This is a genomic window from uncultured Turicibacter sp., from assembly GCF_938044715.1.
Classification (GTDB): Bacteria; Bacillota_I; Bacilli_A; order MOL361; family Turicibacteraceae; genus Turicibacter; species Turicibacter sanguinis.
In genome coordinates this window covers 33,469-46,853 of record NZ_CALIOS010000055.1, presented here as the reverse complement: position 1 = coordinate 46,853, position 13,385 = coordinate 33,469, and the positions used below count along the sequence as shown (strand labels likewise).

The following is a 13,385-nucleotide window of genomic DNA, read 5'->3' as shown; positions in this document are numbered from 1 at the left end:
ATTGTGGATAAGTGATGGGATTTTATTATCCACAAAAAATAGCTAGTGTCTTTAGACACTAGCTATTTTTTATAGAATGAAGAATGAAGCGGCAATAATGAGATAAACAGAGAGTAGCTGAACTCCTTCAAGCCAGTTTGATTCTCCATCATGGGCTACTTTGTTGACGATAAGAATTGAAGCAATCAGAGCAATAAGTTCAAATTGATTGAAGACGATACTCATAGGGATGAAGAATTGGCTAATAAAAATTAGGATAGGAGCGACGAATAAAATAATTTGTAAGCTTGAACCAATTGCAATTTCAAGAGCAACGTCCATTTTATCTTTTCTAGCCATAACGACGGCTGTACTATGTTCAGCTGCATTTCCGATAATCGGGATTAAGATAATACCGACGAAAAACTCACTCCATCCAAGTGTTTGGGTAATGGCTTCGATACCACTAACTAAAAATTCACTTTCTATTGCAATGAATACAGTTGCAATGACTAAAATTAAAATAGCTTTTGGCAACGACCATTTTGCTTTATGTTCTTCACCACTATCCGTCTCGGTATAGATATGTTTGTGTGTACTAAAGGAAAAGAATAAACTTAAAACATAAATAATAAACATCACGATAGCAACAAAAATACTTAATCCTTCGTAGCGGGTATTGAGTAGTGCCGGATCAACTGTGTGGGTGAAAAGTGCTGGAATACAGAGTCCAATCACGGCAAATAATAACATGCTTGATGAGACATCAGAGACTTTTACATTAAATTTTTGTGATTTGTATTTTAATCCACCTGCGAGCATACTAGCTCCGACAACTAATAAGATATTTCCAATGACGGCTCCTGCAATTGAAGATTTTACAACTTCGAATAATCCTTGTTTTAAAGCAAAGAATGAGATAATAAGTTCTGTCGCATTTCCAAACGTCCCATTTAAAAATCCACCAATTTTAGGCCCCGAATAAAATGAAATTTCTTCAGTTCCTTCTCCCATGAGACCAGCTAATGGAATAATTGATAAGCAAGATAAGATAAACATCCAAGAATCTGAAACGCCCATAAATTTAGCAATGAAGCTTATCGGAACAAAGATAAGCAAATATTTTAGAATTTTCATTGAAAATATGAACCTCCTATTTTTATAGATAATACTAGTATCCACAGTTTGAAAAATTCTAATAACCAATTAGGAAAATAATTGATAAAAAAGTTAAAGATGTTAAATTTAAGTTATATTTTTTAAAGACGTATCAGAGTTTAAAATAATGAGCTACTCTGTGTATCTTTTTTGTATTTTAATTCTTGCAATCTAACTTTCAGGTGTTTTATCATGAATAAGTATAAAAATGTGATAATAATTTGGTCATAGTTGAAAGGATGAGTATGATGTCATTACCACAAGACTTTTTAGATAAAATGCAACAATTATTAGGTGAAGAATTTGATGAATTTATTAAAAGTTATGATCATGAGAAATCTCATGGATTGCGATTAAATTTATTAAAGACATCAATGGAGTCATTTAAAGAGAAGAATAAATTGACGTTAGATTCTATTCCGTGGGTGGAGGAAGGATTTTTCTATAAGGGTGAGGAACGACCAGGAAAACATCCTTATCATGAAGCGGGAGTCTACTATATTCAAGAACCAAGTGCTATGTCTGTTGGGGCGTTTGTTGAAGCAAAACCAGGGGAGAAAGTACTAGATTTATGTGCAGCTCCTGGTGGGAAGAGTACACATGTTGCTTCTCAACTTGGGCAAAAAGGTCTTTTAGTAGCCAATGAAATTTATCCACAACGTGCGAAAATCTTATCTCAAAATATTGAGCGTATGGGGGTTAAGAATGCGATTGTGTTAAATGAAACACCAGCTCGTTTAGCAAAGCATTTTCCACTATATTTTGATCGTATTGTAGTCGATGCTCCATGTTCAGGTGAAGGAATGTTTAGAAAAGATGTAGTGGCACAAGAAGAGTGGAGTTTAGAGAATGTGAAGCTTTGTGCTACGCGTCAGAATGAGATTTTAGAAGAAGCAGCTAAGATGCTAAAACCTGGTGGTCGCTTAGTTTATTCGACGTGTACATTTGCACCTGAAGAGAATGAACAAGCGATTGCGCAGTTTATAAGTCATCATCCTGAGTTTGAAATTGAATCGGTTAATGCGTATGAATCATTTAAACCAGGACGTGGCGAGTGGTCTCAAATCGCTGTGGAAGGGATTGAAAAAACCTATCGTTTATGGCCCCATTATATTAATGGAGAAGGTCATTACTTAGCGGTATTGCGTAAAGTTTGTGGGGAAGATGCAGATTTAAAACGTGAGTACGTGAAGCCATTGAAGAAGGATAAGTCTTTAAATGATTTCTTTGATTTTGCTAAAGATACGTTAAAAGATGTTCCACATGGAGACTTTGTGTTATTTGGATCAGAGCTTTATTTAGTACCAGAAGGTATGTTAACGTTTGATAAATTAAAAGTTGTTCGTGCAGGATGGCATTTAGGAACATTTAAAAAGAATCGTTTTGAACCATCACATGCCTTAGCTTTATCACTTCTCCCTGAAGATGTTAAGCATTATGTTTCTTATCCACAAGATTCTAATGAGATTAAATCGTATTTAAAAGGTGAGACATTATCTCATGAGGGAGATAAAGGATGGTATCTAGTTTGTGTTGATGGTTATTCTCTGGGATGGGCAAAACTAGTTAATGGAACATTAAAAAATCATTATCCAAAGGGATTACGTTGGATGTAATTTTGAGTTTAGGGCATTAGAAGGTGCTTTTTTGTGAAAATGAGAGTCTAAGTTTTCATAAATGTTTGTAAGATATGAAAATTTGTTGTATTTTAATCGAGTTCATAATATAATACGGATATCTTAATTGAATAAATTCTCGTATATGCCCGGTGATATGGACTGGGCGTCTCTACCTGCAAACCGTAAAAGTGCGGACTACGAGGAGTTGTATGATTTTAATATATAATTTTTTATTATATAGGAAAAAGACAGCACCTCGTTTTTATAATGGGGGCTGTCTTTTTTGTTATCTAAATACTAATTGGAGTTAGTAAAAAGGAGAAGATTACGAAATGAGGAAAGAACAGCAAGTCGAAACAGGATTAATTTATGATGTAAATGATAATCCATCAATCGGGAAGAAGTTTTTATTTGGATTACAGCATATTTTTGCTGCTTTCTCAGGAATTGTCGTTGTACCATTAGTGATTTCAGGATCATTAGGTTTTGATAGTAAGATGACGACATCTTTAATTAGTGCTTCGATTTTAGCAGCGGGGATTGCAACAATTATTCAAGCACGTGGGATTGGCCGAGTTGGATCACGTGTTGCTTGTATTATGGGAACTGATTTTACGTTTGTATCACCTGCCATTTCAGTTGGGTCAACACTTGGAATGCCAGGGATTGTAGGGGCAACGATTCTAGGATCATTTTTTGAAATTATTTTAAGTTTCTTCATTAAACCACTGATGAAATTATTCCCCCCCCTTGTAACAGGAACGGTTGTTTGTTTAATTGGTTTAACGTTATTGCCAGTTTCAATTGACTGGGCAGCAGGTGGTAGTGGTGCTTTGGATTATGGAAGTTTATTAAATGTTTCAATTGCAATGCTTGTAATGATTGTGACGCTAATTTTAAACCGCTATGGCAAAGGGTTAGTAAGTAGTGCTTCTATTTTAATTGGGATGCTTGTTGGATATCTAGTGTGTATTCCTCTTGGAATGGTTGATTTTACGCCAGTTGCAGAAGCAAGCTGGTTTGCGATGCCAAATATTTTAGAATACGGTGTGGTTTTTGATTGGAAGGCTATTTTAGCGTTTATTCCAGCATATTTTGTTACAACGATTGAAACGGTAGGATGCTTAAAGGCTGTTGGAGAAACATCTCAAATTGAAATGGATGATAAGAAAATTGGATCAGGAATTTTAGCTGATGGAGTTGGAAGTATTGTAGGTGGATTAGTTGGATCCTTCTCTAATACTTCGTTTAGTCAAAATGTCGGATTAATTTCGTTAACAAAGGTAGCAAGTAAACATGTTGCTGTGATGGCAGGTATTTTATTAGTATGTTTAGGGTTATTCCCAAAATTAGCAGGTGTGATTAATGGTATTCCACAACCAGTTTTAGGTGGAGTTGGACTTGTGATGTTTGGAATGGTTGCAGCAGCAGGAATTAAGACGTTAAGTCGTGTTGAATTAACTGACCGTAACCTTGTAATCATCGCAACATCTATGGCATTAGGTCTTGGTGTAACATTCCGCCCTGATTTTATTGGTCAATTACCTGAAGCTTTACAGATGATCTTTTCATCAGGAATTTCAACAGGAACTATTGTGGCATTGATTTTAAATTTATTGTTAAAAGAGGATAAAGTAGTTGCTACAAAAGCGGCTAAAACGGAGGTTGTAGTTTAATGAAGGCTTTACAAGAACGTATTTTAAAAGATGGAGTAGCATTGAATGAAACAGTTTTAAAAGTGGATTCATTTTTAAATCATGGAGTTGATGCTCATTTAATGTATGAGATTGGGACAGAGTTTAAAAAATATTTTGAAAATCACGGAGTAACTAAAATTTTTACGATTGAAAGTTCAGGAATTGCTCCAACGGTTATGACAGCGATGCAAATGAATTTACCGATGGTCACTTTAAAGAAACAATCATCTAAAATTTTGAATGGTGATGTTTATCAAACAACAGTTCATTCGTTTACAAAAGCAACAGATTACGAATTAACGTTATCTAAAAAATATATTTCACAAGATGATCGTATCTTAATTATTGATGATTTCCTAGCTAATGGAGAAGCCGCTCTTGGAGCTATTCGTTTAGTTGAAGAAGCAGGAGCAAAAGTAGCGGGAATTGGAATTGTCATTGAAAAATCGTTCCAACCAGGACGTAAGATGTTAATTGAAAAAGGATATGAGGTATATTCCTTAGCACGAGTTAGCAAGTTAGATGCGGGTGTTATTGAATTTGTTCAAGAATAATGAAAAAGGCGAGGATGATGAGGATCCTCGCCTTTTTCATTATTCTTTGTACATGTAATCTCTTGTTAATGGTAAAGAGTTATTCACACCTTTGGTAAAGACAATTTGGTGTAAATCAATGACACCATTGTTAAATGAGGCAGCACATGAGCATAAATACATACGCCACATACGAATGAAACGCTCGTCAAACATTTTACTAATTTCATCAATGTTATCTTCGAAGTTTTTATACCAATGTAATAATGTCATACGGTAGTGAGGGCGTAAGTTTTCGATATCGATAACGTGGAATTTATAGTCTGCTGAAATTGAAACAATTTCACGTAAAGATGGGATGACACCACCAGGGAAGATATATTTTTTAATCCATGCATCTCCTTCACTTTCTTTTAAACTGCTAATGTAATGAAGAACGAAGATTCCACCTGGCTTTAATACGGCATTGACATTTTTGAAGAATAAATCGTAGTTTGGACGCTCTACATGTTCAAGCATTCCGACACTGACGATTTTATCGAAAATTAAATCAGATTTTTCTAAATCTCTGTAATCCATTAGTTTAACTGACAGATAATTTTCAAGATTTTCTTCTTTGATACGTCGTGAGAATTCATTATATTGCTCTTGACTTAATGTGATTCCAGTTCCTTTAACTTTATATTTTTTAGCAGCTGAAATTAACAAGCAACCCCAACCACATCCAATATCAAGTAGTGTTTCATTTTCTTTTAATTCCAGTTTATTTAGTAAGTGATCAACTTTATTAAGTTGTGCTTGGTGCAATGACTCATCTTCGCTTTTAAAGTAGGCACAAGAGTAGCAAAGAGTATCATCTAACCACAATTTATAAAATTTATTTCCAATATCATAATGAGAAGAGACTTCTTCTTTTTGTTTTGACTTTGAGGTAGGGTTGTTAAAGATTTTAGGTAAAGCTTTAAAATCTGTTGTGAAGTGTTCAATATGACTTAAAATAGCATCTAATGCTTCATACAAATCTCCCTCAATTTCAATAGTTTTATCCATATAAGCTTCCCCAAGTGCTAAAGAGGTACTAGTCACTAAATCTTTTTTGCTTATAGGGCCATTAATATAAACTTTAAACTTGGGCTCTCCTTGTCCTACAGAAAATATTTCATGATCCCAAAATTCAACTGTAAATGGAACGCTGTCAAAATTTTTTAATAAATTTTTAAAAACTAACTTATCGAAAGCCATAAACTCAATCCTTTCCAAATTCCTTCAAAAATTACTTTTATTATTTACCAAATCATCTCTTTTCATCATCAATAAGGAAAAAAACTTTCAAAAAATCAAAAAAATAACAGTTTATCCACAGTTCCACAAAGTTCCATGTGGAACAATTCCCGAAAATTGTGGATAAATGTCTAATAAAGTTTATTGTGTTGATGAATGTTCTAAATATGATGAAAATGATTTTTTGTCGCAGTGCATATAATGTAATGAAAGGAGTGGAGATATGATTAAATTAGTTTTAATTCGTCATGGTCAAAGTATCTGGAATTTAGAAAATAAGTTTACAGGATGGACTGATGTAGAGTTATCTGATAATGGATTAAATGAAGCTAGGTTAGCTGCTAAAGTTTTAAATAAACATGGATTTGAATTTGATGTAGCTTATACTTCGTGTTTAAAACGAGCTATTAGAACATTGTGGATTATTCTTCATGAGATGGATTTAATGTGGATTCCTGTCTATAAATCATGGAGGTTAAATGAGCGACATTATGGTGCTTTACAGGGATTAAATAAGGAGGAAACGGCAAAAAAATATGGTGAAGAGCAAGTTCATAAATGGCGGAGATATGTGGATATCCGTCCACCTGAGCTAACAAAAGACGATCCTAGATATCCAGGTTATGAATATAAATATCATAATTTGAAGGAGAATGAGTTACCGTTAACGGAAAATCTTGCAGACACTGAAAAACGAGTTTTAGAGGAGTGGCATGAGAAAATTGTGCCTGATTTGTTAGCAGAAAAAAAAGTAATCATTGCAGCCCATGGTAATACGTTGAGAGCTTTAGTAAAGTATTTAGATGAATTATCGAATGATGGGGTGGCGAATTTAAATATTCCAACTGGGATGCCACTGGTATATGAATTAGATGATCAATTAAAGCCAATAAGACATTATTATTTGAATTTAGAGGGTGAAATTCCGAGTGGTATTATTCCAGAATATATTCTTTAAGATACAAAAAAACACTCTGTGGATAGAGTGTTTTTTTGTGTATTATTATTCAAATAGATCATCAAAGACTTCGTCTTCAAGTTCTTTTAATCGTTTCATTTCATTTGATTTTGCTTTTTTCTCAGCCATTTTTTTAACAACACGAGTAGATCCAACGCCGATTCCAACAATAGCTCCGGTAATTAATAGGGCTGCGAATCCACGTTTTTTTGTAATTTTCACTTTTTGTTCCATCATATGCCCTCCCTTAAGACCATGTAATGGATACTATTATATACTATTTTCGACAATATACAACTTAAATTTAATGTTAGTTAATGGATTAAAATAACTTGGTAACTGATTATTTGATAAGGTCACAAAGTTATTTTTATGAGTATTCTTAAAGTGATTATTTAAAGGAAAAAGTAGCCTTTTTTATTAAAATTGTTATCATAGCAGGTATCATTGAGATTAGTATAATCTGTATTTTACAGTCTAGAAGAGAAGATTTAGTATAAAATCTTTTAAAGAATATTTATCCACAAATTAGTTTTATATTAGTAGATTGTAAATATCAAATAGATATATTTTAAATTAATAATATTTAATGAAGAAAAATTGAAAAAAAACGAAATAATTAAACTGATAACTATAAAAAGATGTGTATAAGTATATAAATAAGATTGAAAAGTGAACCAATGGGGATTTATAGAAAATAGCTAAATTTAATGAATTCTGTAGTAAATAAAGACAAGAGAAGCAAAAATACTGTAAATAATATACGTTTAAATAAGAAAGATCTTAAACTAATTGAGACATATTTAAGAGCTAGAAATTAATGTGTTTTATTCTTTTAACAGGTAGATAGACTGTAAAATTAAAGTAATTAAGAATATCTTATATAGTAGTTATTTAAGTTATGATTCTAAGATAATCGTTGATACGGGATAAAAATGACTATTTGCAATAAAAAGAAGCATTCAGTAAATTGAATGCTTCTTTTTATTATGGCGTTTATGAAACTATTTTTTAATTATTTATATACGATTAGCGATAATTTTTTATGAGGAAAAAACAGTTATTTTTACTATAAGATAATTAGTCTTAAAAGATCCTAATTATTAAGTTTGATTTAAAATAGGTGAATTACTTTCATTACGTATCATTAAGTTTTTATTTTTGACTCTTATTTATTACTTCAACAGAACTAGTTTCTTCTATCATTTTTAGAAATTTACATAAACTCTATTTTTTATAAAAATCTTCATTTTTCTTTATTTTTATGCTTTCTGGAGCATTATTTATAGAATCTTTCTTCTAACCTTCTTTTTCTATCTTTTTTCTTTGATAGTTCTTTTACTTTTTATCATTTATCCTTCCAGGCTGCTTTTTTTATTTTTTCTTCATTTTTTTCTTCTATACTACCACTATACTTAAACATATTAAACAGTATTTTTAAACAACTTCAGAGAAAAAATTCTTCAAACACCATCGAAACTATAGAAAACATTCATAGATTTATTCTATGGTTTTGTTTTACACTTGTATTTAAGTTGTATTATAAAAGAAAAAAATATTTTGGGAAATAATTTTGTGAAAATATTAAATATAGTATAGCTTTTTTGAAATGATAAATTTGTAGGAATCTGAAAGAGAAGTTCGACATCTTTTTCTTACTTAATATTGGATAGCATAGTTTTTATTTCGAGTTTAAATAATAAATAAGATGAAAGTTGAGAGGTCACAAAAGCTAGCATTAGATTTTGATTATTGTGGTAAAAAAGAAACCCAGACAAAAAAATTTATTTTGTTATTTGTGTAGGAGGATTTAAAAATGAAAAAAAGATTTCAATGGATATTCGTAGTAATCATGACGATGTTTATAGCAACGGTGCATTGTCATGCAACCGAGGTAAAGAATTTAAAAGAAATAGATTACTTGGATAAATATGAGGTTATTCATCAAAATATGATGGAAAAAATTAAATACACAGAAAAAACAGGTGATTTAAATATAGATTTCTTATTTTACATATTACCTTATGAACAATTTGGAGTTGAGATTTCTAAGTCTGAACTTCGTTATGGAAGTAACCAGAAAATAAAAGATGTTGTAAATATAGTTGTAAAAACGAGTAAAGACCATATAAAAGCAATTGAAAAATTATTAAAATCTATGGAAAAGGATCCTGTGATTGATGAAACAAAAGAAACAGCATATCTTGAACAGTTCAATCAACTCTATAATGAGATGATTATTAGTTTAAAGATAGATAGAGAAAATGTACCCGGTACTGTCGATAAGGATTATTTAGATAAAATGGTGGTTTATTTAGACTATGAACAAAAATTTGCTAATTTGATTTTGGCGAATACCAATCATGAAGAAATTATTAAATTAGCTCAAAAAATTATTACTGATGAAGAAAACAATCTCGGGAAACTTAATACATTGTTAGAAATCACGAAATAGTATGATTCAATAATTAATTTAAATTTTTTTAAAGAAAAAACCTTAGAGAAATGAACAAAATTGTCATTTTTCTAAGGTTTTCATACTTATATAGCTAATTAATTTTATAAGATAAAAATATTCTTAAATAGCCGAATCGATAAATTTATCCACAATTTTTATTACGATTGAATGATGATAATTCAATTATTATAATAAGGTAATATTATTATATCCTGTAAGTGGTTTTCATCTGAATTTTGATTGGATACACTTCGTTAATCTAGATTTTGTGATTTTTCCTGTGGAGCCTAATCGGGTACACTGGCAGAACTACAGGTAAATCAATACTAGCTTGAATTGATTTAGTTACTTTTAATTCAATGAAATTTCCTTTTAAAGTATTTATATCTGAAGTTTTCAAAACGACATAAAAATTTTTATTTTATAGAAGGTGTAATTTATTTCTTCTTTTATCTATATAATAGTTGTTCCTGAACTATCTGTGTTAATTGATCATCTGGATGTGGAACAATTAGCGATGAAACATCTGCGTCACTTAATGTTTATACTTGATAGTTTACCTAAAAGATATGAGTGACTGTCGTTACAGTATTATCAATATCTTCTTCTTCATATGGGGCATAAGTTTCTAATACTTTAATGTTGGATAAAGGTCCAGCTTCCTTATCATAGACCATTACACCTTGCAATGAATTGAATGATTCTCCTGAAACTAGTATCAATTCTACATTATCAATATCTGTTGGCTTAATATAATCATATAGTCTAGCTATGAACTAATAGCATACGAATACGAAAATAAAGGTATTATCAATAACTAATGATAATAAAATAAACACTCCAATCAACTTTTTGTTATTCATCTTTATATATTAAGAATGATTATACTATTCTATACTCTTATTTTTTTGTGTTGAAAAATTGAGTTTTTTACATTTTTGATAAAATAACAAAAAAAGATTTACCTTGAATTACCAAGGTAAATCTTTTTTAATTACTTTCAAAACTAATATATTGAGTTAATTGCTGATTTACGGACATTTGATTTTCGGTACATTTGATGCTGATAGCACCATCGCTTGTTAAGAGTGTTTGAGTTCCTAGCTGATTGAGTATTGAGATAACTTTTTGATCTGGAGCGTTATCTTCTGAACAAGTGATAACAGCATAATCAGGTTTAATTGTATTTAAAAAGAGTGGGAGGACATCATTATCTTTTCCATGATGCGGAATTTTTAAAAATTTATAGGTAGATGGATAAATAGTTAAAAACTCTGTTAAACGTTGTGATTCTGCATCTCCTGCAAATAAAAAACTGTTTTCTCCATAGATGAGGCTAGTTATAATGGAATAGTCGTTTGATTGTTCGTATTCTGTTTGTTGTGCTGGATACAGTGTTAGTTGAGCATCATTTATTGTTAAGTTCATGGTTTGTGTTAAAAGGAGTGGCGTTATATCGTGACGAGATAATGCATCGATATATTCTTGGTACTGGGTTGAATCTTTTGAATAATTGGCTTGAATGACTTGATCAACAGGAATTTCATCTAAAATGATATCGGCACCACCGATATGATCTTTATCTAGATGGGTTAAAATTAAATAATCGATATGATCAATTCCTTTTTCATGAAGGGAAGCAAGAATTTGTTCGCCATTTCGATCTAAACCAGTATCAATCATGATAGTTTTATCACCAATTTCTATAAAAATACAGTCTGATTTTCCGGTATCAAGAATTGTAACTTCAAGTGAGATGTTTGAAGGATCTAAAGAAGTTACTGAGAGATTGTTGATTGATTGTTTACGATTACAGGCAGATAAAGTTGTAAAACTGGTACAGGCGATAAATGAAAAACATAATTTTAATAATGATTGATGTTTTATCACATTCAAGCACTCCATTCTATCAGATTGAGTCTATGGCTGAGTTTAGATATAGTGTTTGTTAAATATAGAATATCATAAAGCTAATGTTCAAGTACTACTATTAATATATAAAAAAAGTAGAAATTTATAGGAATAGAACGATGTCAATTCTTTTTGTTAAAACAAGTCCTAGACAAGATATATATTAGGTAAAATTTAATAGTTTTTATCAATTAGTTTTATAGGTTAGAAGTCATTTTTTTAAATTTAATTTTTTTAATCTATAAGTTTAGTAATAATAAATATGTTTTTTAAAGAGAAGATAAATAAAAAACGATTTCATTCTATCGAACAAAATCGTTTTTTGAAATTATTTAGAATGAATTGGAAGCCATTCTAAGAATTTCTCAATGTATTCATCCCAGAAGCACCAATCATGTTCTCCTTTACTTTCTATATAAGTAAATTCGATGTTTTCTGAAGTTAAGAAATCTCTATACTCTCGATTATTAACTAATAAATAATCTTCAGTCCCGCAAGAAAGATATAGTTTTGGGATTTCTAAGTTTTCAGTTTTTAGCTTTTTAATAAGGGCATAATAGTCACAATCGCTACCAGACAGTTGAGTTAGATCTCCAAAGATACTTTCAAAGTAATCTCGTGTTCTAAAGAAAGTTTCGTGTTCTATTGGTGCATTTATAGCTTCGTCTAAAATAAGACCTGAAGAAAATCCACCAATATGACTAAATGTATCATGATATTTTAGACCATTTCGAATGGCACCATATCCACCCATTGAGAGTCCAGCGATGAAAGTATCTGCTCGGTTTTTAGAAAGTGGAAACATTGCTCTAGAATGATTAATGAGTTCTTCACCAATGAATCTGCCATAATAATCTTGACGTTTTTGATGATCAACATAAAAACTATTATCTCCTGAGGGCATAATAACAGCTAATTGATGATCAGTAGCCAGTTTTTTAATACGTGTATTTGTAATCCAATCCTCACAATTTCCTAACATCCCATGTAAAAGATAAAGGGTTTTAAATGGTGGAACAGTATCACTTTCAAGTGAACTTTCAATTGGAATAATGGCTTTATAAGTTACATTTCGATTTAAACATTTAGACATGAAGTTGACAGTTAAAACTGACATCAGAGGTCCCCCCTTAAAATTAATTGTTTTATTTTTACTATATCATGTTTAAATAACTAAATAAAGCGATTTCATAAATGAAATTATCTATTAATTCGTCATGATAACTGATTAAATAATCAATTATTGTAATATAATTGTAATAAATGGAAATATTAGGAGGGGTAGTTTGAAAAAGTATTTATTATTTATCGTAATGGTTTTATGTTTGGGAGCTTGTGGTGTGGAACAAGAGGTTAATATTCTAAATCAGGGGGGAGAAAGTCTTGCGATTCAGATGGGAGAGACTGATTTGGGGGTAGTTGTGCATAACTTAGATGAAAGTAAGTTAACCACAATGACCTTGACGAAATTTAGGGTAGAACCAGTTGAGGAGTCATTTTTATTTATTCCAAAATATATCGGAAGTCAGATTACAGTGTATCCTGTTAATTGGGAGGAAAATCACCTAGCTACTGGTGATGCCTTGCTTGAGATTAATGATGTTCAAAATTATGGGGCTCTTTATTTAAAGTGTCCAGTTCCTGAAGGAATTCCCGCGATGAAAGTAGTGATAACTTATGAAGGTCAAAGTTGTGAGTATGTGATTACATATGATGGAAGTGGAATTCGGGATCAAGTAGAGTTTTTAGGGAATGAAATAGTAGATTAGAAGTAGTGAAGCGAGAATTTTA

12 protein-coding genes and 1 riboswitch are annotated in these 13,385 nt (G+C 31.1%); of the genes, 6 read left to right on the top strand and 6 right to left on the bottom strand.

The window, feature by feature from the left end:
- Window positions 1–69 precede the first annotated feature (69 nt).
- Window positions 70–1,161 carry a calcium/proton exchanger gene (cax, locus tag QWC74_RS06205; protein ID WP_262942017.1) on the bottom strand — a complete coding sequence of 364 codons (1,092 nt, stop codon included), beginning with the start codon at window positions 1,159–1,161 and terminating at the stop codon, window positions 70–72.
- A gap of 224 nt (window positions 1,162–1,385) precedes the next feature.
- On the opposite strand from cax, the gene QWC74_RS06200 reads away from it, so the two are divergent.
- The 3 genes from QWC74_RS06200 (at window position 1,386) to QWC74_RS06190 (ending at window position 5,007) form a co-directional block, all read left to right on the top strand.
- On the top strand, window positions 1,386–2,753 hold the full coding sequence (locus QWC74_RS06200; protein ID WP_055164351.1) for an RsmF rRNA methyltransferase first C-terminal domain-containing protein: 1,368 nt from the start codon (window positions 1,386–1,388) through the stop codon (window positions 2,751–2,753).
- 119 nt (window positions 2,754–2,872) lie between these two features.
- Window positions 2,873–2,974: riboswitch (purine riboswitch) on the top strand.
- A gap of 114 nt (window positions 2,975–3,088) precedes the next feature.
- Complete coding sequence (locus QWC74_RS06195) at window positions 3,089–4,432, top strand: uracil-xanthine permease family protein (RefSeq protein WP_155222816.1); 1,344 nt, start codon at window positions 3,089–3,091, stop codon at window positions 4,430–4,432.
- Entirely contained in the window at window positions 4,432–5,007 is a 576-nt protein-coding gene (locus QWC74_RS06190) for a xanthine phosphoribosyltransferase (RefSeq protein WP_006783905.1), read from the top strand. Before QWC74_RS06195 ends, QWC74_RS06190 begins: the two co-directional genes overlap by 1 nt.
- Window positions 5,008–5,046: 39 nt before the next feature.
- Here QWC74_RS06190 and QWC74_RS06185 read toward each other — a convergent pair whose 3' ends face one another.
- Window positions 5,047–6,228, bottom strand: coding sequence for a cyclopropane-fatty-acyl-phospholipid synthase family protein (locus tag QWC74_RS06185; RefSeq protein ID WP_006783906.1), 1,182 nt, complete (start codon window positions 6,226–6,228; stop codon window positions 5,047–5,049).
- Window positions 6,229–6,490: 262 nt separating this feature from the next.
- On the opposite strand from QWC74_RS06185, the gene gpmA reads away from it, so the two are divergent.
- On the top strand, window positions 6,491–7,225 hold the full coding sequence (gene gpmA, locus QWC74_RS06180) for a 2,3-diphosphoglycerate-dependent phosphoglycerate mutase (protein ID WP_006783907.1): 735 nt from the start codon (window positions 6,491–6,493) through the stop codon (window positions 7,223–7,225).
- 45 nt (window positions 7,226–7,270) lie between these two features.
- Here the strand turns inward: gpmA and QWC74_RS06175 are convergent, their stop codons facing one another.
- Window positions 7,271–7,459, bottom strand: coding sequence for a hypothetical protein (locus tag QWC74_RS06175; RefSeq protein WP_229040154.1), 189 nt, complete (start codon window positions 7,457–7,459; stop codon window positions 7,271–7,273).
- Between the two features lie 1,582 nt (window positions 7,460–9,041).
- Here QWC74_RS06175 and QWC74_RS06170 point away from each other — a divergent pair.
- Window positions 9,042–9,680 (top strand): DUF305 domain-containing protein, encoded by a 639-nt coding sequence (locus QWC74_RS06170; RefSeq protein ID WP_006783909.1) that lies wholly within the window; start codon window positions 9,042–9,044, stop codon window positions 9,678–9,680.
- A gap of 563 nt (window positions 9,681–10,243) precedes the next feature.
- Here QWC74_RS06170 and QWC74_RS06165 read toward each other — a convergent pair.
- The 3 genes from QWC74_RS06165 to QWC74_RS06155 form a co-directional block, all read right to left on the bottom strand.
- Window positions 10,244–10,372: a hypothetical protein gene (locus QWC74_RS06165; RefSeq protein WP_262942095.1), complete on the bottom strand. Its 129-nt coding sequence runs from the start codon at window positions 10,370–10,372 to the stop codon at window positions 10,244–10,246.
- A gap of 301 nt (window positions 10,373–10,673) precedes the next feature.
- Window positions 10,674–11,573 carry a ComEC/Rec2 family competence protein gene (locus tag QWC74_RS06160; RefSeq protein ID WP_237701257.1) on the bottom strand — a complete coding sequence of 300 codons (900 nt, stop codon included), beginning with the start codon at window positions 11,571–11,573 and terminating at the stop codon, window positions 10,674–10,676.
- Between the two features lie 349 nt (window positions 11,574–11,922).
- On the bottom strand, window positions 11,923–12,711 hold the full coding sequence (locus tag QWC74_RS06155; RefSeq protein ID WP_006783912.1) for an alpha/beta hydrolase family protein: 789 nt from the start codon (window positions 12,709–12,711) through the stop codon (window positions 11,923–11,925).
- 169 nt (window positions 12,712–12,880) lie between these two features.
- Between QWC74_RS06155 and QWC74_RS06150 the strand changes: the two genes are divergently transcribed.
- Window positions 12,881–13,363 carry a hypothetical protein gene (locus QWC74_RS06150; protein WP_006783913.1) on the top strand — a complete coding sequence of 161 codons (483 nt, stop codon included), beginning with the start codon at window positions 12,881–12,883 and terminating at the stop codon, window positions 13,361–13,363.
- The last annotated feature ends 22 nt before the right edge of the window (window positions 13,364–13,385 follow it).

Bases quoted from the DNA above. Each gene is read 5' to 3' on its own strand.
- QWC74_RS06175 (WP_229040154.1), bottom strand. From the start codon at position 7,459: ATGGAACAAAAAGTGAAAATTACAAAAAAACGTGGATTCGCAGCCCTA.
- QWC74_RS06185 (WP_006783906.1), bottom strand. From the start codon at position 6,228: ATGGCTTTCGATAAGTTAGTTTTTAAAAATTTATTAAAAAATTTTGAC.
- gpmA (WP_006783907.1), top strand. From the start codon at position 6,491: ATGATTAAATTAGTTTTAATTCGTCATGGTCAAAGTATCTGGAATTTA.
- QWC74_RS06155 (WP_006783912.1), bottom strand. From the start codon at position 12,711: ATGTCAGTTTTAACTGTCAACTTCATGTCTAAATGTTTAAATCGAAAT.
- QWC74_RS06195 (WP_155222816.1), top strand. From the start codon at position 3,089: ATGAGGAAAGAACAGCAAGTCGAAACAGGATTAATTTATGATGTAAAT.
- QWC74_RS06200 (WP_055164351.1), top strand. From the start codon at position 1,386: ATGTCATTACCACAAGACTTTTTAGATAAAATGCAACAATTATTAGGT.
- QWC74_RS06170 (WP_006783909.1), top strand. From the start codon at position 9,042: ATGAAAAAAAGATTTCAATGGATATTCGTAGTAATCATGACGATGTTT.
- QWC74_RS06190 (WP_006783905.1), top strand. From the start codon at position 4,432: ATGAAGGCTTTACAAGAACGTATTTTAAAAGATGGAGTAGCATTGAAT.